19 protein-coding genes are annotated in these 24,321 nt (G+C 57.7%); 15 read left to right on the top strand and 4 right to left on the bottom strand.

Annotated features, from left to right (window positions below; all coding sequences use genetic code 11):
- Positions 1–8: 8 nt before the first annotated feature.
- The gene (locus HWX74_RS11405) at positions 9–641 is read right to left on the bottom strand and encodes a diacylglycerol/polyprenol kinase family protein (protein WP_176013657.1); all 633 of its coding nucleotides are present in this window, start codon (positions 639–641) and stop codon (positions 9–11) included.
- Positions 642–853: 212 nt separating this feature from the next.
- On the opposite strand from HWX74_RS11405, the gene nuoE reads away from it, so the two are divergent.
- From nuoE to HWX74_RS11420, 3 genes are read left to right on the top strand one after another with little or no spacing between them, the layout of a single operon-like run.
- On the top strand, positions 854–1,306 hold the full coding sequence (gene nuoE / locus HWX74_RS11410) for an NADH-quinone oxidoreductase subunit NuoE (RefSeq protein ID WP_176013658.1): 453 nt from the start codon (positions 854–856) through the stop codon (positions 1,304–1,306).
- A complete protein-coding gene (locus HWX74_RS11415) occupies positions 1,303–3,036 on the top strand; it encodes an NADH-ubiquinone oxidoreductase-F iron-sulfur binding region domain-containing protein (RefSeq protein ID WP_176013659.1) in 1,734 nt (577 codons plus the stop codon). Before nuoE ends, HWX74_RS11415 begins: the two co-directional genes overlap by 4 nt.
- A complete protein-coding gene (locus tag HWX74_RS11420; protein ID WP_176013660.1) occupies positions 3,029–5,065 on the top strand; it encodes an FAD-dependent oxidoreductase in 2,037 nt (678 codons plus the stop codon). Before HWX74_RS11415 ends, HWX74_RS11420 begins: the two co-directional genes overlap by 8 nt.
- Positions 5,066–5,375: 310 nt before the next feature.
- On the opposite strand, the gene HWX74_RS11425 is transcribed toward HWX74_RS11420, so the two are convergent.
- Positions 5,376–8,486 (bottom strand): hypothetical protein, encoded by a 3,111-nt coding sequence (locus HWX74_RS11425; RefSeq protein ID WP_176013661.1) that lies wholly within the window; start codon positions 8,484–8,486, stop codon positions 5,376–5,378.
- A gap of 290 nt (positions 8,487–8,776) precedes the next feature.
- Between HWX74_RS11425 and HWX74_RS11430 the strand changes: the two genes are divergently transcribed.
- From HWX74_RS11430 to HWX74_RS11450, 5 genes are read left to right on the top strand one after another with little or no spacing between them, the layout of a single operon-like run.
- On the top strand, positions 8,777–9,796 hold the full coding sequence (locus tag HWX74_RS11430) for a LacI family DNA-binding transcriptional regulator (protein ID WP_176013662.1): 1,020 nt from the start codon (positions 8,777–8,779) through the stop codon (positions 9,794–9,796).
- Between the two features lie 33 nt (positions 9,797–9,829).
- Positions 9,830–10,501, top strand: coding sequence for a DUF1559 domain-containing protein (locus tag HWX74_RS11435; RefSeq protein WP_176013663.1), 672 nt, complete (start codon positions 9,830–9,832; stop codon positions 10,499–10,501).
- Positions 10,488–13,577, top strand: a complete 3,090-nt coding sequence (locus HWX74_RS11440) for a hypothetical protein (protein ID WP_176013664.1) — start codon at positions 10,488–10,490, stop codon at positions 13,575–13,577. The genes HWX74_RS11435 and HWX74_RS11440 overlap by 14 nt, the downstream gene beginning before the upstream one ends.
- Positions 13,574–14,446: an endonuclease/exonuclease/phosphatase family protein gene (locus tag HWX74_RS11445; protein ID WP_176013665.1), complete on the top strand. Its 873-nt coding sequence runs from the start codon at positions 13,574–13,576 to the stop codon at positions 14,444–14,446. The genes HWX74_RS11440 and HWX74_RS11445 overlap by 4 nt, the downstream gene beginning before the upstream one ends.
- 35 nt (positions 14,447–14,481) lie before the next feature.
- Entirely contained in the window at positions 14,482–16,293 is a 1,812-nt protein-coding gene (locus tag HWX74_RS11450; RefSeq protein ID WP_176013666.1) for a sodium:solute symporter, read from the top strand.
- Between the two features lie 161 nt (positions 16,294–16,454).
- Here HWX74_RS11450 and HWX74_RS11455 read toward each other — a convergent pair whose 3' ends face one another.
- Both HWX74_RS11455 and HWX74_RS11460 read right to left on the bottom strand, forming a co-directional pair.
- Entirely contained in the window at positions 16,455–17,045 is a 591-nt protein-coding gene (locus HWX74_RS11455) for a hypothetical protein (protein ID WP_176013667.1), read from the bottom strand.
- Between the two features lie 43 nt (positions 17,046–17,088).
- Entirely contained in the window at positions 17,089–17,268 is a 180-nt protein-coding gene (locus HWX74_RS11460) for a helix-turn-helix transcriptional regulator (protein ID WP_176013668.1), read from the bottom strand.
- A 178-nt stretch (positions 17,269–17,446) separates the two neighbouring features.
- Between HWX74_RS11460 and HWX74_RS11465 the strand changes: the two genes are divergently transcribed.
- From HWX74_RS11465 to HWX74_RS20500, 7 genes are all read left to right on the top strand, one after another.
- Complete coding sequence (locus HWX74_RS11465; RefSeq protein WP_176013669.1) at positions 17,447–18,178, top strand: helix-turn-helix transcriptional regulator; 732 nt, start codon at positions 17,447–17,449, stop codon at positions 18,176–18,178.
- 176 nt (positions 18,179–18,354) lie between these two features.
- The gene (locus HWX74_RS11470) at positions 18,355–20,088 is read left to right on the top strand and encodes a proline--tRNA ligase (RefSeq protein WP_176013670.1); all 1,734 of its coding nucleotides are present in this window, start codon (positions 18,355–18,357) and stop codon (positions 20,086–20,088) included.
- Between the two features lie 55 nt (positions 20,089–20,143).
- Positions 20,144–20,992: a Fe-S cluster assembly protein NifU gene (gene nifU, locus HWX74_RS11475; RefSeq protein ID WP_176013671.1), complete on the top strand. Its 849-nt coding sequence runs from the start codon at positions 20,144–20,146 to the stop codon at positions 20,990–20,992.
- Positions 20,993–21,035: 43 nt separating this feature from the next.
- Complete coding sequence (gene nifS / locus HWX74_RS11480) at positions 21,036–22,244, top strand: cysteine desulfurase NifS (protein WP_176013672.1); 1,209 nt, start codon at positions 21,036–21,038, stop codon at positions 22,242–22,244.
- Entirely contained in the window at positions 22,231–22,497 is a 267-nt protein-coding gene (locus tag HWX74_RS11485) for a DUF493 family protein (protein WP_176013673.1), read from the top strand. The genes nifS and HWX74_RS11485 overlap by 14 nt, the downstream gene beginning before the upstream one ends.
- Positions 22,498–22,680: 183 nt before the next feature.
- Positions 22,681–23,907, top strand: coding sequence for a hypothetical protein (locus tag HWX74_RS11490; protein ID WP_176013674.1), 1,227 nt, complete (start codon positions 22,681–22,683; stop codon positions 23,905–23,907).
- 23 nt (positions 23,908–23,930) lie between these two features.
- Positions 23,931–24,062 carry a hypothetical protein gene (locus HWX74_RS20500; protein ID WP_303048102.1) on the top strand — a complete coding sequence of 44 codons (132 nt, stop codon included), beginning with the start codon at positions 23,931–23,933 and terminating at the stop codon, positions 24,060–24,062.
- Positions 24,063–24,321 lie beyond the last annotated feature (259 nt).

Consider the following 24,321-nt stretch of genomic DNA (forward strand, 5'->3'; position numbering starts at 1 on the left):
CCGGCCGGTCAGCACAGCGACAAAGCCAGCCCCACCAGCAGCGGAATGGAGAAATTGTCGTCGATGTGCAGTTGTTTCTCGAACAATTCCGCCGCGGCCGCCGCGACGACACCGGCCAGGCCGCCGAACAGCGTCGGCAGCGTCCAGTAACCGGCCAGATAACCGAGCAGGATGACCAGACCGCCGGCCAGAACGAAGCTGACGGTGCCTTCCAGCGATTTGCCGTTCCAGATTTTGATCCGGCCGAACCGGCGCCCGACCAGGGCGGCGGCGGTATCGGCCAGCAGCATGACCGCCATCGCGCCGGCGGCGGCCGGCGGCCGGAACAGACCGGTGACCAGCACGGCGGCGGCCAATACGTAAGGCCCGCCGCTGACGATAATCGCGCCCGGGGCGGGGGTCCGCCGCAGCATCCGGCCGAAAAAAAAGTGGTAGACCGGATAAAAAAACGGCCAGCGGCGGGCATAGCCCGCCTCGAAGAGCAGATTGCCCAGCAGCAATGCGGCGAAAATCCCGAACATGATCCAGCGGTCCACCAGCAGAATGGCGGCGACCGTCCAGAGCGAACTCAAATGAATCAGTTTGCGGTACACTTCCTGGCGATAGGGGATCGGGCAGGGGACCGGATTCGGATTGGTCATCGGTGCGAATTCTCCTTACTATGTCATCGCGGTTTGGAATCCTGAAAAAAGTTACTCGCTGTCGGTCGATTTGCAATCCGGAAAAGTGAAAAAAACGGCTGTGTTGTTTGAAAAAAATGTAAAAAGATGTATTTTGAACTATTTATAAGTTAGCGCATCGATAGTTTTGTCGATATTTAGTGGGAACTAATCAAGAGCTTTGGGAGCTGTAAATGGGTAATAATTTCGATTATTTGTCCAAGATCGGCCGGGAACCGAGCAATCTGATCAAAGGATTGCAGACGGTACAGGCGCAGGAAGGCTATGTCTCGGACGAGGCGGTGGCCGCCGTTGCCGGTTATTTCGGACTGCCGGTCGTGGAAGTGGAGGGCGTGCTGACGTTTTATGCGCAGTTCCGCCGCAACAAACCCGGTCGTTTCCAGATCGCGGTGTGCGACGGGACGGCCTGCCATATCAAGGGGTCGCCGTCGATTCTCGAGTGGATCTCGGCCGACCTGGGCATCCGCGACGGCGAGACCGATGCCGAAGGGCGTTTTTCGCTGCAGACGGTGGCCTGCCTGGGCTGCTGCAGCCTGGCGCCGGTGATGAGCATCAACGGCCGGGTGTACGGGAAACTGGACCGCAAGAACGTCATCAAGATTTTGAAGGAGTACAGGAGCAAATGACCGCCTCTAGCAATGTCAAATTGATTCGGATCGGCACGGCATCCTGCGGGATGGCGGCCGGCGCCGGCGCGGTATTGGAGTTGTTGAAGCAGCATGCCGGCGGGATTCCGCTGGAGGAAGTCGGCTGTATCGGCCATTGTTACGCCGAACCGCTGGTGGAAGTGGTGACCGATCAGGGCAGCGTCATGTATGCCGATGTGAAGCCGACCGAAGAGGCGGTGAAGAATATTTTGGAGCTGGGCGAAAAGAATCGTTTCGCCGTTCCCGCCGGGCGTCAAAGCAAGGAATTGGTCCGGGTTTTGAAACTGGCCGGCCGGATCGATCCGGTGCGGTTCGAGGCTTATACGGCCAACGGCGGTTATGTCGCGCTCAAAAAAGCGTTGGAAATGACGCCGGAAGCGGTGGTCAATGCGGTGAAGGCTTCCGGTTTGCGCGGCCGCGGCGGCGGCGGCTTCAATACCGGGATGAAATGGTCGTTTTTGGCCGCCAAAAAAGCGGACGAGAAAATTTTGATCTGCAACGCCGACGAAGGCGATCCCGGCGCTTTCATGGACCGTTCGCTGATGGAAAGCGTGCCGCATCAGGTGCTCGAAGGCATGCTGATTGCCGCTTATGCGACCGGCGCGACCAAGCTTTTCATCTATTGCCGGGCCGAATATCCGCTGGCGATCAAGCATTTGAAAATTGCAATCGAACAGATTTACCGGCATAAACTCAACGTGGTCGGCGGCCGGGCGCTGGAAATCATCATCAAGGAAGGCGCCGGCGCTTTTGTCTGCGGCGAAGAGACCGCGTTGATCAACTCGCTGGAAGGCAAACGCGGCACGCCGCGTTTCCGTCCGCCGTTCCCGACCGACAGCGGCTGGATGGGCTGTCCGACGATGATCAACAACGTCGAAACGTTCGGCAACGTGCCGCTGATCATCGCCGAAGGACCGGAAGCCTATGCCTCGGTCGGCACCGAAGGCAGCAAGGGGACCAAGTTGTTCGCCCTGGCCGGCGACCTGAAATATCCGGGGCTGGTGGAGGTGCCGATGGGCATCACGCTGGCGGAAATCGTTTTCGACATCGGCGGCGCCGACCGCGACAGTGTCAAAGCGGTGCAGACCGGCGGTCCGTCCGGCGGTTGTATTCCGGTCGAATTGTTCGACACGCCGGTCGATTACGACTCGCTGCGGTCGCTCGGCGCGATCATGGGGTCCGGCGGCATGATCGTCATCGGCCGGCAACGCTGTATGGTGGAACCCGCCCGCTATTTCCTGGATTTCCCCCATCGCGAATCGTGCGGCAAGTGCACATTCTGCCGGGTCGGAACCAAACGGATGTTCGAAACGCTGGAGCGTATCACCGCCGGCAACGGCGAAATGTCCGACATCGATTTCCTGGAGAATCTCGGCAATAAGGTTCGGCGCGGTTCGTTGTGCGGACTCGGCCAGACGGCGCCGAATCCGGTGCTGGCGGCGCTCCGCTACTTCCGGCCGGAATTTGAAGCGCATGTCGTCAAGAAACAGTGCGATGCGCTGGAATGCAACGCACTGGTGGATGTCAGGATCGACAAGAGCAACTGCATCAAATGCAAGATGTGCATCAAGACCTGCCCGGTCGGCGCGATCAGCGACGATTTCGTCGTGGACAACCGTAAATGCACGCGCTGCAACAGTTGTATTGAAGTTTGTCCGAAGAAGACCATCAGTCGGGTCAAAAAAGGTGAGGGTATCTGCTGTGAGTAACGCTATTGAATTTATTTTGGATGGCAAGACCGTCAGCGCGGCGCCGGGACAGACGATCCTGCAGGTGGCGGCCGCCAACAACATCGCGATTCCGTCGCTGTGTTACAATGAGAAAGTGAGTAAAAACACCAGTTGTTTCGTCTGTGTGGTCAAGGATTTGAAGAGCGGCCGTTTCCTGCCGTCCTGCTCGGCCTGCCCGTCGCCGGGGCAGCAGATCGACGCGTCGAGTCCCGAAGTGAAGGATATGCGCCGGACCTGCCTCGAACTGCTGCTGAGCGAACATTCCGGCGACTGCGAAGCGCCCTGCACGATCGCCTGCCCGGCCCATGCCAGCGTCGAAGAGTACGTCCGGGCCGGCCGCAAAGGCGATTTTCTGGAGTGCCTGCGGATCGTCAAACAGCGGATTCCGTTGCCGATGAGCATCGGCCGGGTCTGTCCGCGTTTCTGCGAGAAGGATTGCCGGAAGAATATTTTCGGCAGCCCGGTGGCGATCAACGATTTCAAGCGGCTGGCCGCCGATCTGTATTATGATGATTATATGGAAGAACTGGCGCCGGAAACCGGCCGCAAAGTCGCCCTGGTCGGCGGCGGTCCGGCCGGCCTGGCGGCGGCTTATTTCCTGCGGCTGGCCGGGGTGGCGGTGACCATTTTCGATCAGATGCCGGAGATGGGCGGCATGTTGCGTTACGGCATTCCGGAATACCGGCTGCCGAAGAAAGCGGTCCTGGACCGGGAGCTGGCCCATTTTGCCAAGCTGGGCGTCAAGTTTGAGAACAACCGTAAACTCGGCGATAATTTGTCGATGGCGGAACTGGAGGCCGAATTCGACGCCGTCGGAGTGACCGTCGGCTGCTGGCAGGCCTCGTCGATGCGCTGCGAAGGCGAGGAACTGGCGCTGCAGGGAATCGATTTCCTGCGCACGATCGCCTTGAAAGGCTGGTCCGGCGCCAATCCCGGCCGGGTCATCGTCGTCGGCGGCGGCAACACGGCGATGGACTGCGTACGCACATCGGTGCGGCTCGGCAGCCCGGAAGTCCGCTGTTTCTACCGTCGGACCGAAAACGAAATGCCGGCGGAAAAAATTGAAATCCAGGAAGCGCGCGAAGAAGGGGTCAAGTTCGAGTTTTTGGTGGCTCCGGTCAAAATTCACCGGTCCGGCCACCATCTGGTGCTGACCTGCCAGCGCATGGAACTGGGCGAGCCGGATGCTTCCGGCCGCCGTCGTCCGGTGGCGGTCGCCGGCAGTGAATTCGAGGTCGAAGCGGATACGATCATTGCTGCCATCGGGCAATCGACGCTGGCGCCGGCCGACGTGATCATCGACAAGCGCGGCAATATCGCCGTCGATGAAAAATCGATGCAGGTCTCCGGCCGGATTTTTGCGACCGGCGATTGCGTGTCCGGCGCGGCGACGGTGGTCGAAGCGGTCGCCGGAGGACGGCGTTTGGCCAACGGCATCATCAGCTTGCTGACCGGCGCCGAGCTGCCGGTGGAGCGGGCGATCAACGTGTCGCGCGGCTATTGGCGGAGCATGAGCAAGGATGAGGTGTTGCTGCTGCGCAGGGATGTGGCGGATTCGGCACGCGTCAAGCAGCCGTTGATTGCGTTGAACGAGCGCAAGCAGACTTTTCTGGAAGTCGCCGGCACGATCGGCAAGGAACAGATGATGGCGGAAGGCGAACGCTGTATCGAGTGCAGTTGTACGGCCAAGGGGGATTGCAAGCTGAAGAAATTCTCCGAAGAGTATTGCGCTTCGCCGGTGGCGATCAAGGGTGAAAAATTACCGTTGAATTATGACAACCGTCATCCGGTGATCATTCAGGATCGCGGCAAATGCATCAAGTGCGGCATTTGCGTCAAAGTCTGCAAAGAGGTGATCAACCAGACCTTGCTGTCGCCGAAAAAACGTGGTTTCTTCACTGCCGTCGGCACGGCGTTTGAGCAGGGGTTGCCGCAAAGCTGTGCGGAATGCGGCGCCTGTATCAACGAGTGTCCGGTCGGGGCGCTGGACTGGAAAATCAAACAGTAAAAAGCAAACGCTCCTGCTTGTACGCAAGATGCGGTCCGGCGGGCGGTGACGAGATGACGCCGCCCGTTCCGGGCGCAAAATAGCCTGCCGTAGTCTGCCGTTGCCGCCGGTGAATGGTAGCCTTTCTGGGGTTTATGCGCCATGCCGACAGTCCGGTTGCCGCAAATAAGGCAGGCTGGAAATCGATCACACCGTCCATCGGGAAGATGGCTGAATCGGCATGGGCTGATTCTTAAATGATATCCGCCCATGATAAACTGGCCGGGGGCCCTGGAGGCATCGGGGAGGTCGGGACGGCCGCCGGGAAAAGCTATTGCGAGACGGCTGCCCGGCTGTTTCCGGGTGAAGCGGCGGCTTCCGGCATCGGCGGCGTGATTTTGATCAAATCCTGGGCACGGACCGCCACCACTGAAATGCCGTCCGGATGGGGAAACAATTCCAGCACCGAAGGAAAAATCAATAGATAGGGCATGTTGCCGCCCGGCAATTCGATATAATTGGTCAGAGAAACGATGTCGGAGAAGCCGGAGGGGGCGAACAGCCAAAGTTGTTGTTCCCGGCGCAGGAAGTGCGGGCCGAAATTGCCGGTCTTGCCCCAGTACGCGGCCGGCTGAAAAGAATCGACGACTTCGCGGTCTCCCCAGCCGCCCGTCGCAGAGACGGTTTCATTTTGAATGTCATAACGAAAAATGATGCAATGCTGGAAATAGGTGCCATTTGATTTTCGGGCACCGACGATGGAGAAATCGACAAATTTTTCGTCTGATGAAGAACTTACCTGGTTCTCCACTGCCATTAAATAATGGATATCTCCTTCATTGCGCAGGTCGACGACTCGTCGTGCCTGGTTGGTTGCCGGATCGAATTCAAAGAGGCCGTTGTAATTACTGGCATCATCCTGCGCCAGAAAATAAAGCCGGTTACGCCGGGAATCTGTTCCGAATCCCCAGATGAAAAAATTCGCTTCTGTGGCGTCGAAAAGATTGCTTTGAGAATCGCCGTTCAGTGAGATGTGGATTTGCCGTCCACTGCCGTCCGGCAAGCAGGAGAACAAATAGCGCAAGCCGGAAAACAAATAAATCCGCCCGTTCATCATGCCGCACTCGATCAGCCATTCGCCGGGAAAATTGGTGAGGTAATTTACCTGGCCGGAAGCGAGTTCGACAATCGCCAATTGGTCGTTACGGCCGATCAGGAGATAATTGTCACAATATTTCAGGTGGAAATCCTGTAAGTAACAATGTCGACCCGCCAACGGCGTGACGGGGTGAAATGCCGTGGTTGGTGAAATTTCGGCAATTTGGCGAATTCCGGCGGTACTCCAGTGCATCACCCGCCACGGAGAGGATTCGTCATGAGTGTTGCCGACCAGAAAATAACCGTCGTCCCGGCCGCGGGCGGCGGCAAGGATGGACTCTTCCGGCCGGTTTTGCCAGAGCAGTTCGAGGCGGAAAGCCGGGTTCCAGCATTGCAGATCGTAGATCAGGCTGAGACGTAACTCGTTCAGAAACGTTTGCGGCAGTTTTGAGAGGAAATTGTCTGCATGTACCAGTTGCGGATACGGCTGCAGCAGTTGGAACAGTTTTTCCATATCCGGATATTGCGCATTCTCCGCGAGCACTTGTTGTAGAATAATTTCCGCCTGGTTGGTGGACGGCAATAACCCGTCAAGTTCTTGAGACCAGGAAAGTTTGATCGAATAGTTGAAATAGGGAGAGGTTTGAGCCAATTCCTGAAAAAAAGCGACCGATTCCTCCACTGCTTTCGTCAGCGTCCGGCGATAATTCTGCTGGTCGCCACGGTAGCGGTATGCCAGCGCTTTCAGTAACAAGCCGAAACTTCTGGCATCCGCTTGCGGACAATTTTGAAATTGCCGGCAAACATCGTTCAGGGCGGTTTCTGCCGGAGCGGAGAGGGACAATTGAAAACAATCGGTATTCTGAAGGGCTGCGAAATAGATTGAAGGACGATATTTCTCCAGCGCGTTTTCCGTTCCGGTGAATTTTTGCAGTGCTGCCGCTGTGGCCGCCAGCCTTTGCAGTGCCATCAGGGGGTAGTCTTCGTTCTTTCCATAAAAATGTGGTCTTATGAAACGGCTGTTCAAGGCGCAGTATGCCGCCAGCTCGGCCGCCTGGCCAAAAGAGGGAACCTGAGCGGGAGAGGTGCCGAACAATGCCTGGCTTTGTTCCAGAGAAAATGGCGTGTTGAAGGCGGCCAGATGAACGAAAATTCGTTGACGTTCATGTTGGCGGTAGCGGTCGATTGGAAGGAGCTCTTTTTCGGATGTCGAAACCATGTCCGGCTCTGCGGAAAGGCGATGATGGAGAAAATGGAATATTTCTTCCTGGCGGCCGGCAGCAAAGGAATAAATATAGCCGTCATAGGGAATTTCAGACCGGACCAGGTCGATCTGCTGCAATGCCTGCAGGCATTGTTGAGGAGTTTGGGCCTGCTCCTGAAGTTCCAATAACAGCCAGGCGCGGTAGGGGATTTTGGCCGGGTTCAATGCCAGCGCGGCGGACAACTTTTTTATCGCCGCCGGCCGGTTGTAATCCCGCAGGTGTTTGTATTCGTTGAAATACCGTTGCGCTTCGACCGCCGGCTCGACCGGCGGCGGTGGCGGCAATTTCAGGGAATTAGTCAGTTCGTTCATCAAAAAGTCGACCAGTTGCAGTCCGGTCAGAGCGGAATCGCAGCGGAACAATTCTTGTCCGCTGCCGTCGGTGACCTGCAGCCGGGTCAGAAAACCGCTGCCGTCGTCATTGGTGGAAAATTCCAACCGGATCAGGCGCGCGGCGGCGGCTACGGCGAATTCCCGGGCGGTAAGATGTTTTTCCTGAATCAGCCGGTCCAGATATTCCCGCTCGACGAACAATATTTCCGGAATGCTTTGCAGGCGGTCCGACAATTGTTCTTCAAGGGCGAAGAACTGGTTTTGGAATCGGACGCCGACTCCGGTATTGCGCACGGCGGAAATGGTCACCAGATTGTCGGAATCCAGGTTTTTCCGCCGCTGCAGGACGGTTTGCAGGACGGTCCGGATCGCTTCGACGGTGGTATCCGGCAATTGCCGGTGATACAAGCGCAAACCGTGGGCGGTTTCAAAAACGGTCAGATAACAGGGGGCGTTGTTTTCCGATTCCATGCTTTCCAGGATCGCGATCAAATCGGCGGGCAGGAGCAGTTGATAAATCTGTTCACCGGTCAATTGATGCAGGGAGAGGTCGCGTTCCCGCAGAATCGCGTCGATTTCCTGCCGTTCCACCAGCTCGAACGGCTCCGTGAGCGATTCCGGCAGGAGGGCGGACAATCTGGCTGCCGTTTCTCCTTCGCCCAGAACGGCCAGCTGCACCGGTTCGCTGCCTAGCAGCCGGAGGACGAGGCTGAATAACAGCAAAAAAGTCAGAATTTGTTTCATCACAATTTAGTTTTTTCTCCTGAATGATCCGGTCATACACCGTCAATATGACGTCACGGCAGCGATTTTTGTAGTGATATTCGGAAAAAAAACGGCGATTCGATGCCGAGGCGGAGCAACAGGGCGGGCGATCGTCTCCTGCGGCGTAACCGCCGGGATGAAATCTCTGCCTTTGTTGGCAACGAGTTGAAAAATTAGAAAAAATTAGAAAAAAAATGGAAAAGGGATTGACTTTTTTTTCAAAATCTTCTATACTATAATCATGATAACACGGGTAATCTGGAAAAATTGAAATGATGAACAAAACAAAACCGCATATCCGAATGATCGATATCGCTCGCGAGGCCGGTGTATCGCGAGCGGTGGTGACCAAGGTGCTTTCCGGGGCGGGAAGTTCGATTCGAGTGAGTGCGGAAACGGCGGCCATGGTGCGTTCGATTGCGGAAAGGCTCGATTATCGTCCGAATATTCTGGCGAGCGCCCTGGGGGGACGGTCCAGCCATATCATCGGCGTGCATATCGACAGCATGGCGCCGCAGACTTATTTCCGCACGTTGGCGATGACGGAATATGAATTGACGAAACGGGGGTACCGGATCATGATCGCCGTGTCGCACGAGGATGGCCGCAGCGTGATTGAAAGTCTGCAGGTGTTTCAGCAATACGGGGTCGAAGGGGTCATTTTCATGTGCGACGATTATACCGACCGCGCCGAGGAGTCGCAGCGCGAGTTGGCGCGGCATCAGCCTGTGATTTGCATCGGCCGGCCCCGCGTCGACATTCAGGTGCCTTACGTGAACATCGACTGGGGGGCCGGGGCCGAGCAGGCCGTACGGCACCTGCTGGCGCGCGGCAAACGGCGTCTCGGCATTCTGCTGACGCAACTGGAATATGCGCTCGGCTGCCGGCTTGCCGGTTTCCGTCGCGCCGCCGCCGGAAATACGGAATTTTGCGACTGCTGGCATTTGAGTTCGCTGGACGGCGGAATCAGCATTCCGGAAGCGATGGAACGGTTTGTATTGCCGAACCGGCTGGACGGCCTGGTCATGCAGAACGACATTCATGCGGCTTTCATGATGCGGGAATTGCTGCGGTGCGGTATCCGGATTCCGGATGAAATTGCCATCGTCGGACATGACAACCTGGAGTTTGGCGCCGGTCTGTATCCTTCGCTGACGACGATTTCGGAAAATCATGATCAAATCGGACGCAAAGCGGTGGAATTGCTGTTGAAGATATTGAAAAAGGAAGTCGTCGGGCCGGCCGATTATCCGTCGGTGGCGCCGTCGTTGATCATAAGGGAATCGACTTGAAAAACAAACCGGAATGATGAAAGGAATGAAAAGATGAAAAAATTCACATTAATTGAATTGCTGGTAGTTATTGCTATTATTGCAATATTGGCCAGCATGCTGCTGCCGGCCCTGGGAAAGGCCAAAGCGGCAGCCCAGTCGATCAAATGCGTCAACAATCTGAAGCAGATCGGTTTGGCGGCGGCGATGTATTCGGATAACTACGATGACTATTCGCTGTGCGCTCACTATGATCCGATGCTGTATGTCAGCAGCGGTCTGGTGACCAGCGGCAGTTGGGTGAATCTGCTCTATGAACATGAGAATTTGAAGTTGCTGGATATGTTCCGTTGTCCGGTCGAAGGCAACAACGCCGACGTCTGGTTCCCGAAGTGGACGCATTACGGCGTGGCCTGGAAGCAATTCGGCTTCAACAACACCAGAGACGGCAATCCGCATCCGGTTAAAATGACGTCGCTGAAACGTCCGTCGTCGGTGGTGTACATCACTGAACGGTGGTTCAATGAAGCCGGCTCGGCGCCGGCATCCGGGGTGAATTTCGAGAAAATTTATCCGACCAATTCCGACGGCGCGAGTTACGCGGTCAATTTGCGGCACAATAAGAAGGCCAACGTCCTGTTCGGCGACGGTCATGTGCAGGGGATGGGGTTCGCTGAACTCAACGATATTGACAACTGGAAGGATGATCCGGATGCGAACTGGTAAGTCCGGCAGGTCCGCTTGGCAGCTGGAATGGCTTGCCGGTCTGGCGGCGGCGGTTCTGGCGATTGCCGCCGGGGGGAAAGTGCAGGCGGCGACAGAGTTGCCGCTGCCGCCGCAGCGCTGGATTTTGAATACCGGCGATGAGTTTCCGGGGGCCCGCGGTTCGCTTGAAACGATCGGGCAGGGGGTTCGGGTCGAATCGGATTTCTCGGGCGGCGGCAATTATATCGGCGTCTTTCAACTGCTGCCGGACAAAGGCAGCGCCGCCGGCTTGGCGTTCGACATAAGCACCCCGGCCGGAGTCATCCTGGTCGAGGCTACTGATGCAGGGGGACGGAATTTTTTCCAGACGGTTCAGTTGAGCGGTGATTCGGAAGAGGTTCAGCATGTCGTTTGCGGACAACTGACCGGCAGCGCTGAAGAAGGTTTCGGCCGCTGGGGAGGGCCGGACGGCGACAGCGAAGCCGATCCGGTTCGAAAGATCACGATCCGCTGGATTGCCGCCCATCAGAAGGCGTTGAAAACATTTACGACCGAGTTGACCAATTTGAAGCTGCGCTACCGGGGCGACGCGCCGCTGCCGGCGGTCCTGCCGGCCGATCCGGCCGGATTGGTGGTGCCGCCCGGCACCGAAAATATTGCCCTGAAGCTGGAATACCCGGTGGAAGCGGCAGCGCTGGACTATCAATTGACCGGTTACGATGGCGGCGTACTCGGTTCCGGCCGGGCGGAGTTGCGTGATGGGCAATATTTTACGCTGCCGCTGCCGGCGGAAACCGGTTTTTTCGAATTCGTCTTTCCGGTGCTGGACCAGCGCGTCGGCGCGCTGGTACTGGCGGAATTCGAAGGAGAGCGCGATTCATTTTTTGCCGTCGACGGCGCATTTTCCGTTTTTCAGCCGTTTCGCGACAACAGCCGCGTCGAAGCCTATTTGAAATTGCTGCGTTACAGCGGCATCGGCACGATTCGCGATCGATTGACCTGGCAGTCGCTGGAAGGAGAGGGGCCGGGAGAGTTCGACTGGGAATTGAAGCGCAACGCCGCGACGATTCGTCGTCTGGCGGCGCAATACGGGATCGAGGTGCTCGACTCCTTTCACGACGCGCCGCTCTGGACCGGCGCGGTTCGCGACCGGAGTTTGCCGGAATATGCGCCGTATCCGCGGGATTTGATCCGCACGGCGGAGAGTTGGCGTCAAATCGGTGAATATTACCGGAATTGCTGGACGGCGCTGGAAGTCTGGAACGAGCCGGAAATCTCTTTCGGGGCCGGTTTGCCCGGCGACCAGCCGATGACCTTGCTGCGGGTGCTGGCGTGGGAGTTTGCCGTCAATAAAATCGATGTGCCGCTGATTGCCGGCGCCTTTACCGGTTCGGTGACGCACCGCGACATGATGCGGCTTTATCTGGAGAACGGGCTGTTGGATAACGCCGAGGCGGTCAGTTTTCACGATTATAACCTGCCGGAAAAATTGGAAGGCAAAATTCGTGAGTACCGTGACGTTTTTCAAGGACATTCCGGTTCGGACCTGCCATTGTGGATCACCGAATGCGGCCGGCCCTGGCCGGTCGGAACGGCGCGCGCCCTGCCGGCGGATGATCGTTTTTCGGCGATGTGCATCGCGATGAAAGCGACGGAAGCCCGCGCCGGCGGCGTTGCCCGCTTTTTTCCGTTCGTACTGCCTTATTACGAGGAATCGGCCAATAATTTCGGCATGTTCGATCGATTCGATACGCCGATGCGTTCCTTTGCCGCTTATGCGAATGCGGTGCGGCAGTTGGCCGGCAAACGCTACGCCGGCGATCTGCCGGGCATCGAAGGCGCCCGGCTCAGCCGGGTTTTTGTGGGCGGCGACGACGCGGTCATCGTCCTTTATACCGGCAGGGAGGATGCGATGGTGAAACTGCCGGCTGACCTGCCGATCGAAGTTGTCAGCGGCGCCGACGGGCGGCGGATTGCGACGGAACGGTCATGGCGGGGCGGCGACGGAATCTGGTTCGTGACGGCGGCCCGGACGGCGGTTGAGCCGTGGTTGCAGTCGGAGACGCCGATGATGGAATTGCGGAAAATCGCCGATGGGTACGAACCCGTCGCGCGCCAGGTTCACCCGGTCGTTCTTCAGTACGATTTCGACCGGGAGGCCACGTCGTGGAATTTGAATGGTTATCAGTTCGAGGACCAAAGGCGGATTGTATTGCCGATCTGTTTCAACAATCTGTCGGAGGAGACGATGGTTGTCCAGCCGGCGTTGCAGTTGCCGCCGCAGGCCGTGGTCCTCGAAGCGCTGCCTGAACAAATTGAAATCGGGCCGCGCCGCCGGATGGAGTATGCGCTGGTGCTCGATCTGGATGCCGCATTGAAGGCGGAGTCATTGTGCGAAGTGGTCATCCGGGATGAAAACCGCCGGGCGGAGCCGTTGGTGATCGGCATCGCCGCCTGGAAGCGGGAAATTCTGGAAGCGGCGGCGGGCTTGCTGCCGGATGACTTCGATTTCACCGGCAACCTGCCGGATGCCGTCGTGCTGGAGGGCGCGGAATGCTGGGAAAAATGGGACGGGGCGTTTCTGCCGAATATCCGCGCCGGATTTTTGATCCGCTACTCGCCGGAAAAATTGCAGATTGTCGTCCGGGTGGAGGACAAGGAATACAATCAACCCTATCCGCTGGCCCAGGCGTGGCGGGCCGATTCGGTTCAGGTTGCACTCCAGACGCGAGCGCCGGGCCATCGGCCGGGCCAGAACTTCACTGAAGTCGGAGCCGCTTGCTGCGATGGCGAGCCGGGGTTATACCTGTACGGACTGGAAGATTCCGCCCGGCGCCCCGGCGGCAGGCTGACCGAATCGCGCCTGCAATGGCTTCGGACTGGGCAGGGGTATGTTTACAACATTGAGCTGAATGCCGCCGAATTGGGGCTGCCGGTGCTGGAACCGGGAACCCAGCTGGGCATGGCGTTGATCGTCAACAGCAGCGCCGGCGTGGACCGCGACGGTTATCTGTATTGGGGAGACGGGATTGGAAAAAACAAGAATCCCCGGGCGTTTAATTTATTGGAACTGTCGGAAAAGCAATTGGAAAAATGAAATTTATTTTAGGTATGGTATTGGGTGCTCTGCTGGCGATGGCGGACGGGGCAAGCCGAGAGGCGGCGGATCAGCCGGCCGGTTCGATTCGGGTGGTGAGCTGCAATTTGCGCGGGGCATTGATTGACGACGGCCCGGACAGTTGGGAATACCGGAAAGAGAGCTGTCTGGAGATACTGAAAGAGATCGATGCCGATATCATGTGTTTTCAGGAATTGCAGACGCCGAACCGCGAGGCGTTGGAGGAAGCTTTTCCGGATTACTGTTTTTTCGGGGCGCTGGACCGTCCCGCCGGCGGCCATCCGATGAACGGGATTTTATACCGGCGCAGCGCTTTCAAACTGCTCGGCAGCGGCGGTTATGCACTGTCGGACCATCCGCATCTGTCCGGCAGTATCGACTGGAATCACAGTTGTCCGCGCTTTGTCAACTATCTGATTCTGGAAGAGAAAACGACCGGCCGGCGGTTTCGCATCGTCAACACCCATCTGGATCATGAATCGCAAATTGCCCGGGAGAAAGGCGCCGCGCTGATCAATGAAGAGAGCGCGGTTTACGATCCGGCCATGCCGCAGATTCTCGCCGGCGACATGAACTGCATGGTTTCCAATCCGGCGGTCCGGGCGTTGCTGGCCGCCTCCTGGCAGGATTCTTTTTTCCTGGCGACCGGGCAGGAGGAGCCGGGACGCACCTTCCACGCCTTCCAGGGCCGGGAATGTACGGTTGACAGTTTTCCGGGAAAAATTGATTTTATCCTGGTCCGCGGCGCATTGGAGGTGACCGGGGCAGAGATTGTCGATCGAGTCGGCAAAAATGGCCGGTATCCCAGTGATCACTTTTTCGTTGAAGCCGTTGTGCGGTTTCGATGACTTCAGCAGGCTGAAAATCCATCATCGGGGAACTTATGGACACACCGACAGCACTTTGGATAGACAGCGCGATCCTGGCGGCTTATCTGCTGGCGTCGTTTCTGATCGGCATCTTCGCCAACCGGCTTTTGAAAAAAGACGTTTCGACCGAATCGGGTTATTTTCTCGGCGGTCGGAGCATGCCCGGCTATTTGACCGGCATCTCCAACGCGGTCAACGCGATGAATTCCGACGTGATGCCGACCTATATGGGGCTGGCGCTGGCGGTCGGACTGCCGGTCTGCTGGTTCTATTTCTCCCGGGCCGGGCTGGGCATCTTCCTGGCCGGCATGCTGTTCTACGCCCGCTGGAAACAACTCGGCGTCGCCACCGGACCGGAGTTCTTCGCCGTCCGTTTCGGTTCCGACGGCGGCCGCTTCATCCGGGTGTTCACTTCATTGTATTCGGTGCTGTTCGGCATCATCCCGTGGATGGGAGCCGGTCTGCTGGCGGCCCATCTGATTTTCGGCTCCTTCTTCGGCTATGAAAGCAAGGCGCTGTCGCTGCTGATCCTGCAGCCGCTGATGCTGCTCTACGTCTGGTTTTCCGGTTATGCCGGCGTCCTGGTCACCAACCTGTTCCAGACCGTCATCATCGTCGTCGCCTGCGTCACCGTCTGTCTCGTCATCCTGTCCCATTTCGGCGGGCCGGCCGGTCTGACCGCTTCCATTCAGCAGGCGATGCCGGCGGAAACCGGCACGGCGGTGCTGTCGATCTGGCCGCAGAACGGTAACGCCTATGTCAGCCCGCTGCTGGTGGCAGTCTGGATCATTCTGACCGGCGTCGGCGTCGGCGCCAATGTTTCGGTCGACGGCCAGCGGATCATCCCCTGCAAAAATGTCCGGGAAGCGGTCAAAGTCAGCATCTGGACCCAGCTGGAGCTGTTCATCATGCTGCTGCTGGTGACGCTGCCGGCCCTCGGGCTGCTGGCGCAGACGCCGGAGTTGTTCTCCGCGCCGGCGGCGGAACGCGAAGCGATGTACGGCGTGCTGGTCCGCGAATACCTGCCGGTCGGCGTCAAGGGGCTGACGCTGGCGGCGCTGGCGGCGGCGGTGATGTCGACGGTCAGCACCCAGTTGAATTACAGCGCCCAGACCCTGACCCATGACGTGCTCGGCTCCTATCGGCATTTTTCGCCGGTCCGCGGCGTCCTCTACGGCCGGCTGGCGATGATCGTCGTCATGCTGCTGGCGATCGTCGTCGTTTACTGCGCCGGCAGCCTGATCAGGATCGCCATCTTCATCACCGGCCTGCTCGGCTCCTCGGCGCTGATCGGCTGGGGATACTGGTGGTACTGGCGGATCAACCTCTATTCCTGGTATGCCGCGATGCTCGGCGGGCCGCTGGTCTATCTGGCCTGCTTCTTCGGCCTGCCGCGGATCCCGTGGTGGGCGGCCCAGGCCGCCCTCAGTCCCAACCACGCCGACATGATGGGCATCTGCGCCGGCGTGGTCAGCATGGCGCTGACCACCGTCGTCACGCTGATCGTCACGTTTCTGACCCCGCCGGACGATATGGACGTCCTGACCGAATTCTACCGCCGGGCCCGGCCGATGGGGGATTGGAAGCCGGTGCAGGAGGTGCTGCGCCGCCGCGGCGAACTGCGCGCCGAACCGCGCGGGCTGCTGGCCGGCGGCACCGTCACCGCGTTGTGCGGCGCCGCCTGGCTCTGCCTGCTGATCATGGGGCTGTCCGAGCTGTTCGTCGGCCGCTATCTCGAAGCCGCCGGGTTCGGGACGGTTGCCGCTCTTTTCGCCGTCATCTTCAAGAAGCTGTTCGACTGGCACTTGAAACGCCTCGAAGCCTGAAAGGAAGGGCTGAAAAAGCTGCGGTTGAAACAGCCGCAGAACAACCGTCTGCCGTGTCCGGGACGGGCCGTAAGGCGCCGCGGGACCTTGCCGGAATCCGGCGGCGTCCGGCCGCTGCTCTTACCCGGCCGACATGGTTGTTTCGGCGGTCTCGAACTGCTTCAGCCTTGCTGCCAGATGCTCCCGCCTTTGATGGTACTCATTTTCGATAAGTCGAAATTCCGAATCGAGCAACTCAATTTCCTCGAGTATTTCAAGGTGTTCTTTGGCTTTTTCGATCGCACTGCGGACATCTGTTTTCTGATTTTGCATACTGCCTCCATAAAGCTGAGGTTGGGTTTGGCGGTTTTACTGCTGTGGTTGAGCAGCACTTCCGAGAGTTCCGGAATTTTCCGGCAACGCTGCAGAATGAATTTGTGAATTGCCTGCCGCGACAGGCGGCGCTGTCTGGCCAGCCCGGCGAAAGTGATATTCGGATCGGCGATCTTCTGATCCAGCATTTCCAGAGTCTGGTAATCCAGCGCCAGCAGAAAATGGATGACTTCCAGCAAATCGGACCGGGTGTAGCACAATTTTTCCGGCGCCGCTTTTTCCGGGTTTCCGGGCGGGCTGGCCAGATATCGCTGCAATTCGTCGTCGGCGGTGGCGGCGGACAGCAGCGGCAGGTCCGCCGCGGTTTGACACCAGCGCCGGTAACTGCAGCTCCGGCAGGAGCGGTTGTCGGCGTGGTAATGGCTGTAACATTTCATCATGGTGTTTTCTCACAATCGGGTTGAAAATTAAGATTATCCTGAATTAGTCCAACAAAAAGAGCGGATCGCACTGTAGCACCCGGGCATATTTTCTGGCGGTTCTGATGCTTCTGATTCCTTTTTTGGCCAGCATTGAAACCGCCGGCCGGCTGATTTTCAGTTCGGTCGCCAGTTTCGCCTGAGTGATCTGCCGTTTCCGGATCATTTCTGTCAATTGAGTCATACAGCCTCCTGTTTTTTGGGTTTATTTAGGAATTGCTTAAAAATATAGGGAATATACCTGAAAAAATCAACCGTATAATGTAAAAATTTTTAAATTTTTTCTTGAAGTTAAATAAAAGCTGGATTATACTGTATATGTATTAAGCGTTGAGTTAATGATTTCCAGAGGAAAATGCAGAATGAATGACCATGTGAACGGCTGGGGACTGATTGAAAATTGGCTGAAGGCACGGCATTGCCGGCAAATCGACCTGGCGCGGGTGCTGGCGATTACACCGTCGGCGGTGACGCAGATCAAAAAAGGAGAAATCGTCCTGCACTCTGAGCAGATTGAGACCATTTTCGATTATCTGGGAGTCGGCGACGAGGAGCGCTGTAAATTTTATACGCAGATTTTCAATGTCCGGATGAGCAGCGGCGCCACCGACCAGGGGAAGCGCAAGCGGTTTATCGTCAACGTGCAGGAGCAGGTTCCGCGCCCGCTGGTGGAATCGCTGTGGCGGGCGGTGCCGCTGCTGGACCAGACGGAGTTGCAGTGTTACCGGCCCGGCCAGGAGCGGCTTGCCGACTATGCCAGCCGTTGTGCGGAGCGCCATTTGTTGTTCGCGCCGAACGTTCGCGGCGATGTCGCCTTTCAAGTCAATGCCGACCGGCAATTGCTCGACGTGTCCGGCAAAGCGGTGTTGCTGCTGGACAGTTCCCGTGAGCCGCAGTCCGGCGAGATTATCGTCGGCTGCCAGGTGGGCGGTTCGATTATCATCAAGCGTTACTGGCAGGCGGCCGATACGGTGGAATTGACGCCGATCTGGGGGCCGGGGCACCGGCGGCACCAGGAGGCGGTCGGACAGAAACCGGAACTGGCCTGGTTCCATCCGGTCTGCGAAATGCGGCTGATGGTGCTGAACGCCTGACCGGTTTCCGATCCGATGTTTTTTTGGGGGAGAAGAAGCCGCGGCGGCGGTTGTCGCCGCCGCAGGGGGATTTTGTTGTCGCCCGGCAGTTGCAAATGAGGTCATCCGGCGTTAAATTAAGTAGTTCGTTGGATGCATAACCTCAAAATCAGATATTCCCGGGAGAGCACGGCATTATGCGCATGAGTCAAATGGTCGGTCGGCGGATCAAAGAAGATCCCAAAGACGCGAAGACGGTCAGTCACAAATTCCTGATTCGCGGCGGTTACATCCGGCCGGTGTCGGCCGGAATTTATTCTCTGCTGCCGCTGGGACAGCGTATCGTCGCCAAGATCGAAGCGATCATCCGCGAGGAGATGAACCGGATCGACGGGCAGGAGATTCTGATGCCGGTGGTGTTGCCGGCCGAGCTGTGGATGGAGTCCGGCCGTTTCCAATCGGTCGGGCAGGAGCTGCTGCGTTTCAAGGACCGCAACGGCAAAGACATGCTGCTGGGGATGACGCACGAGGAGGCGGTGGTTCAACTGGCGCGGACCGAATTGTCCAGCTATAAGCAGTTGCCGGTCATGCTGTATCAGATTCAGACCAAATATCGCGACGAGGCCAGGCCGCGGGCCGGCATGATTCGAGTCCGGGAGTTCACGATGAAGGACGCCTACTCCTTTCATACCGATCAGGCTTCGCTGGATGCCTATTACCGGCGGGCCCATGAGGCGTATGAGCGGATTTTTCAGCGGCTGGGCATGAAAAATGTGCTGTCGATCAAGGCCAACAGCGGCATGATGGGCGGCAATGTCTCGCATGAGTTCATGGCGGTTTGCGAATGCGGCGAGGATACCATCGTCTGTTCTCCGGATTACAGCTACCGGGCCAATTGCGAGGTGGCCGTCGCCGATTGGCAGTTCGAAAAGGGCGAACCGCTGCCGCTGGAAAAAGTTCATACGCCGGGCGCGCATACCATCGAAGAGGTGGCGGAGTTTCTGAATGTGCCGCGTTCGCAGACCGGCAAAGCGGTCTTCTATCAGGATGTCGGCAGCGGCGAATTGATTTTTGCGCTGATCCGGGGCGATTTCGAAGTCAACGAGAGCAAACTGGCCAATACGGCATTGGTGCCGGAGTTGAAATTTGCCGAGGACGAAGCGATCCGGGCGGTCGGCTGCGTGCCGGGATTCGCCTCGCCGCTGGCGATCGATGGAACGAAAGTGAAGATCATCGTCGACCGTTCCGCCGCGGAATCCGGCAATCTGGTGGTCGGCGCCAATGAGGAAGATTTCCATTATAAAAATTTCAACTGCGAGCGTGATCTGGCCGGGGTGCAATATGTCGTCGCCGATATCGCCACCGTCCGGGCCGGGGATCCGTGCGTCGGCAGCGGCGAACCGCTGCAGCTGACCCGCGGTATCGAGGTGGGCAACATCTTCCAGCTCGGGACGAAATATTCGTTGCCGATGGGCTGCAATTATCTGGATCAGAACGGCAAGTCGCATCCGATGGTGATGGGGTGTTACGGCATCGGCGTCGGCCGGGCGATGGCGGCGGTGCTGGAGCAGTCCAACGACGAATACGGGCCGATCTGGCCGCTGTCGATTGCGCCGTATCAGGTGCAGTTGTGCGCTTTGACTCCGGCGAAGGACAATGTCGGCGCCGCGGCGGACCGTCTCTATGAAGCGTTGACGGCGGCCGGCATCGAAGTGCTCTACGACGACCGCGGCGAAAAGGCCGGTTCGATGTTCAGCGACGCCGATTTGATCGGCATTCCGTTCCGCGTCATCCTGTCGCCGAAAACGCTGGCCGACGGGGAAGTGGAATGGAAGCGGCGCGGCGAAAAAGAGAGCGTCCGGATGAAACTTGAAGTGGTGGCGGCTTGTCTGAAAGAACAAATCGCGGCGGAGGCGAAACGGTTTTCCTGACGAAAACGCCTGGTCCTTCCGAAAAACGCGATGGTATAGAAATGGAGTGTGTGTGATGTGGGATTATAATAAAAAAGTGATGGATCATTTTTTGAATCCGCGCAATGCCGGCGAGGTGGAAAATCCGGACGGGGTCGGCGAGGTCGGCAACGTCAGTTGCGGCGACGCGTTGAAATTGACGTTCAAGCTGGATGAGAACGGCCGGATTGTCGATGCCAAATTCAAGACTTTCGGCTGCGCCAGCGCCATCGCTTCTTCGTCGGCCCTGACCGAATTGATCAAGGGCATGACGCTGGAAGAGGCGGCGAAGGTGACCAACAAGGACATCGTGGCGGTGCTCGGTGAACTGCCGGAGGAGAAGCTGCATTGTTCGGTGATGGGCATGGAAGCCTTGCAGGCGGCCATCGCCGATTATCGCGGCGAAAAGAATCCGATGGAGACGGAGGGCGATCACGAAGGACGGATCGTCTGCCGCTGTTTCGGCGTTACCGACGTGAAAATCCGCAAGGTGGCGAAGGAGAATAATCTGCACAAGGCGGAAGAGGTGACGCATTACTGCAAGGCGGGCGGCGCCTGCGGCGCCTGTCTGGATGACATCCAGACGCTGCTCGACGAGCTGTGGAAGAATGCGCCGGCTGCCCGGCCGCCGGCCGATGCGTTTCAGAGTCTGACGCTGGTGCAGAAGATTTTCCGCATCCAGGACGTGCTGGACAAAGAGGTCAAGCCGCTGCTGGAAAAGGACGGCGGCAGTGTGGATCTGGTCGATTTGACCGGCAACGTCGTGACCGTCCGGCTGCAGGGGCGGTGCTCTTCCTGCCCGGCGTCGAATGTGACGTTGAAGCATACCGTTGAAGATAAATTGCGCGAATTCGTTTCGCCGGAGTTGGTGGTCGAAAACGCCTGAGGCGGTTTTCGATGGCCGGTAATTGCAGAAGGCGAGGTGAAAGATGAGCAATTCCTCCAAAGTGATTTATTTGGACAACAACGCGACGACCGCCGTCGATCCGGCGGTCTTTGAAGCGATGCGTCCGTTCCTGTGTGAACGTTACGGCAATCCGTCGAGCATTTACTCGTTCGGCGGCGAGATTGCCTTCGACATCGAAACGGCGCGCCGCCAGGTGGCCGAGCTGCTCGGGGCAACCCACCGCAATGCGGAAAACCAGGCGACGGAAATTATTTTCACCAGTTGCGGCACCGAGAGCGACAATGCGGCGATCTGGAGCGCGTTGCTGACCAGCCCGGACCGTCATAAGGTGGTGATGTCCAAAGTGGAGCATCCGGCGGTGCTCAATCTCGGCAAGGAGCTGGAGCGGCGCGGTTATACGGTGGTGACGGTGCCGGTCGATGATCGCGGCCGGCTGGACATGGCGTTTCTGCGCCAGGCGGTCGACCGGGATACGGCGGTGGTGTCGGTGATGTGGGCCAACAACGAAATCGGCAACGTCTATCCGGTGGCCGAGATCGGTGAAATTGCCCACCGGCACGGTGCATTGTTCCATACCGATGCGGTTCAGGCGGTCGGCAAAGTGCCGATCAATCTGGCCGGGCTGCCGATCGATATGCTGAGCATGTCCGGCCATAAGGTTCATGCCCCGAAGGGAATCGGCGTATTGTACGTCCGCCGCGGCGTCCGTTTTCGTCCGTTCATCGTCGGCGGCCACCAGGAAAAAGGCCGCCGCGGCGGAACCGAGAACGTCGCGGAAATCGTCGCGCTGGGCAAAGCCTGCGAACTGGCGCGCTTGAATTTCGACGCGGAAGTCGAACAGGTGAAATTGCTGCGCGACCGGTTGGAGCGGGGCATTGCCGAAGCGGTGCCGTCCATCCGGATCAACGGCGACTTGGAATCCCGGCTGCCGAATACGGCGTCGATCAGTTTCGAGTATATCGAGGGGGAGGCGATTCTGCTGCTGCTCAATCAATTGGGCATCTGCGCCTCGTCCGGCAGCGCTTGCACGACCGGCAGTCTGGAGCCTTCTCACGTGCTGCGGGCGATGGGGGTGCCGTATACGGCGGCGCATGGCACCATTCGTTTCAGTTTTTCGCGGTTCAACACCGTCGAGGAAGTCGATTTCACCGTGCAGGCGGTCCCGCCGGTGATCCGCCGGCTGCGGGAGCTTTCGCCCTATTGGAAGGACGGTTCGAATGGCCGGCGCTGATTCACCGGAATTGCAGTTTCCGGCGCCGTGGCGTTACCGGGTGGTGGTGGAGGCCGGCAACCCGGCGTCCCCGGCGCTGCTTCGGGCGGTGCTCGACCGCTATGGGATTGCGGCGCCGCTGCAGGAGGCCCGCTGTTCCGGCGGCGGCAAATACCGCAGCTACCACATCGATGTATTGTTCGAATCCAGAGCGATGATGGAGGCGCTCAGCCGGGATTTGCAGGCGGTCGATGGAGTCAGGTTTCTGCTCTGACCGGCGAGCTTGGCGCCGGAGACGCCGCAATGGCGTATTTTCCGAGGAAAAAAATCGAATATTTTCCGAAAGCGGCACTTGATCAATTTGAAAATCATTATTTGAATGCTAAGTTTGAAGATATCGAGTGCATCATGTGCAAGCGGTAGATAGGGATGGTTAATCAATAGACAGGAGAGACCGATGAAAGTTCTGAACGTAGTTTTGAGTGTATTAATTCTGATCTTGGCGGCAGCTTCCGCTGTCTTCTCGTATCTGTTATTTGAGAAGCGCGAAAAGATGGCCAGCGGGATCGAAAAAATGGCGACGGCGATCAGTCAGGCTGCCCAGACGATTGATGCCAACAGCGGCAGCGGTTATGCCAAGAAGCTGACGCCGGATGAACTCGGTATTAAAAATACCGATGCTTTGGGCAACAATTTGAAAGAATTTTCTCTCGCCGTTCGCCAGGTGGTGGAAGAGCGGGATTATCTGGCCAATTCGCTGCGCAAGATGGCGGCGACTGTCGTCGACGAGGGTAAACTGGGTTCGGAAGCGGACTTCACCAATCTGACCAGCTATCAGAGCAGTGTCGATACCGCCTTGAGCGAGGTGGATGCCTATAAGCAGCGGCAGGATGAAGTGGCGAAGTTCCTGGCGGACACCGCCGGTAAGATGGGTGCCAGCCTCAAGCAGAGCGACTTTACCGGTGAATATGCCGGAACTGCGATCACCCGGCTGGGGAACAGCGTGCAGGATGTCCTGGACCGTTTGGTCAAACATCAGGATTTGGATACCAAAATTGGCCAGTATGTCGGCGCCAAGGATATGGATTTCGTCACTCCCCGCAAATATCTGGATACGTTGAAGAGGATTGAAGCGGCGGCTACCGCGTTCAAACAGCAATATGACGAATCCCATACCAAGCTGGTTCAGGCCGATGCCAAGATTTCCGCGCTGCAGAAGGAAGTGACCAATCGCGACGGCAATATCACTGAATTGAAAGGCGAAGTCAGCAAGCTCAATACCGATATCGACCGGTTGAAACGGGTGCTCGATCCGGATCACCCGGAAAATATCCCGCCGTTGTGGGCCGACGGTTCCGCCGACGTTCGCCGGGCGACGCAGGGCAAGGTGCTGGAAATCAATGATAAGTTCGGTTTTATCGTCATCGATCTGGGTAAGAATACCCGTGTCATGCAGCAGTTGGGCGGCAAGTCGGTCGATATCGATCCGCAGATAGCCGAAGATATGACGATGGTGGTGACCCGCGGTCTGGATGGCACCGATTCGCAGTACATCGGCCGGGTGAAGATTTTCAAAGTGGAAGACGATTGCGCGTTTGCCCAGATGGAATCTTCCAGCGACAAGAAAATTCGGGTCGGCGATACGGTGTTCTTCTCGGACAGCGACATTGCCAAGACCGAATAATAAGACTGCCGGAGGAAAAAAGTATGTTTGAATCGAAGTTTTTCACCGGTATGATCGTGGCCACACTGGTGGTGCTGGGAGTAATCCTGGCACTGCAGTGTGTCGAGATGCAGCAATATGATTTGTTCAATGAGACGTTCGGCAGCGTCAAATAAGTATTTTTTCTCCTGTCTAAAAAGTGTGGTCGGCGGTATGTTGCTGATCGTGGTTGGGCTGGCACTCGCAGGGTGCCGGTCGCCGCAGGAAGAGCGGGGATATTCCCCGCTGCCGCAAAATCGTCCGACCGACTGGGAAATGCGTCCGTTTGGGGATCTCCGTTCCTGAACGGACTTTTTCTTTGCCGATTTTACGAAGGACGAGCCTTGCTTTTTCTGGAATTCGATTCCGGTTTCAAGCCATTTTTTCCCGGACTCT

The sequence above is a fragment of the Victivallis sp. Marseille-Q1083 genome (assembly GCF_903645315.1).
Lineage (GTDB): Bacteria > Verrucomicrobiota > Lentisphaeria > Victivallales > Victivallaceae > UMGS1518.

What these genes read in the sequence shown, in the direction of transcription:
- HWX74_RS11405 (WP_176013657.1), bottom strand. Translation starts at nt 641, where the DNA reads ATGACCAATCCGAATCCGGTCCCCTGCCCGATCCCCTATCGCCAGGAA.
- nuoE (WP_176013658.1), top strand. Translation starts at nt 854, where the DNA reads ATGGGTAATAATTTCGATTATTTGTCCAAGATCGGCCGGGAACCGAGC.
- HWX74_RS11415 (WP_176013659.1), top strand. Translation starts at nt 1,303, where the DNA reads ATGACCGCCTCTAGCAATGTCAAATTGATTCGGATCGGCACGGCATCC.
- HWX74_RS11430 (WP_176013662.1), top strand. Translation starts at nt 8,777, where the DNA reads ATGATGAACAAAACAAAACCGCATATCCGAATGATCGATATCGCTCGC.
- HWX74_RS11435 (WP_176013663.1), top strand. Translation starts at nt 9,830, where the DNA reads ATGAAAAAATTCACATTAATTGAATTGCTGGTAGTTATTGCTATTATT.
- HWX74_RS11440 (WP_176013664.1), top strand. Translation starts at nt 10,488, where the DNA reads ATGCGAACTGGTAAGTCCGGCAGGTCCGCTTGGCAGCTGGAATGGCTT.
- HWX74_RS11445 (WP_176013665.1), top strand. Translation starts at nt 13,574, where the DNA reads ATGAAATTTATTTTAGGTATGGTATTGGGTGCTCTGCTGGCGATGGCG.
- HWX74_RS11450 (WP_176013666.1), top strand. Translation starts at nt 14,482, where the DNA reads ATGGACACACCGACAGCACTTTGGATAGACAGCGCGATCCTGGCGGCT.
- HWX74_RS11455 (WP_176013667.1), bottom strand. Translation starts at nt 17,045, where the DNA reads ATGATGAAATGTTACAGCCATTACCACGCCGACAACCGCTCCTGCCGG.
- HWX74_RS11460 (WP_176013668.1), bottom strand. Translation starts at nt 17,268, where the DNA reads ATGACTCAATTGACAGAAATGATCCGGAAACGGCAGATCACTCAGGCG.
- HWX74_RS11465 (WP_176013669.1), top strand. Translation starts at nt 17,447, where the DNA reads ATGAATGACCATGTGAACGGCTGGGGACTGATTGAAAATTGGCTGAAG.
- HWX74_RS11470 (WP_176013670.1), top strand. Translation starts at nt 18,355, where the DNA reads ATGCGCATGAGTCAAATGGTCGGTCGGCGGATCAAAGAAGATCCCAAA.
- nifU (WP_176013671.1), top strand. Translation starts at nt 20,144, where the DNA reads ATGTGGGATTATAATAAAAAAGTGATGGATCATTTTTTGAATCCGCGC.
- nifS (WP_176013672.1), top strand. Translation starts at nt 21,036, where the DNA reads ATGAGCAATTCCTCCAAAGTGATTTATTTGGACAACAACGCGACGACC.
- HWX74_RS11485 (WP_176013673.1), top strand. Translation starts at nt 22,231, where the DNA reads ATGGCCGGCGCTGATTCACCGGAATTGCAGTTTCCGGCGCCGTGGCGT.
- HWX74_RS11490 (WP_176013674.1), top strand. Translation starts at nt 22,681, where the DNA reads ATGAAAGTTCTGAACGTAGTTTTGAGTGTATTAATTCTGATCTTGGCG.
- HWX74_RS20500 (WP_303048102.1), top strand. Translation starts at nt 23,931, where the DNA reads ATGTTTGAATCGAAGTTTTTCACCGGTATGATCGTGGCCACACTGGTG.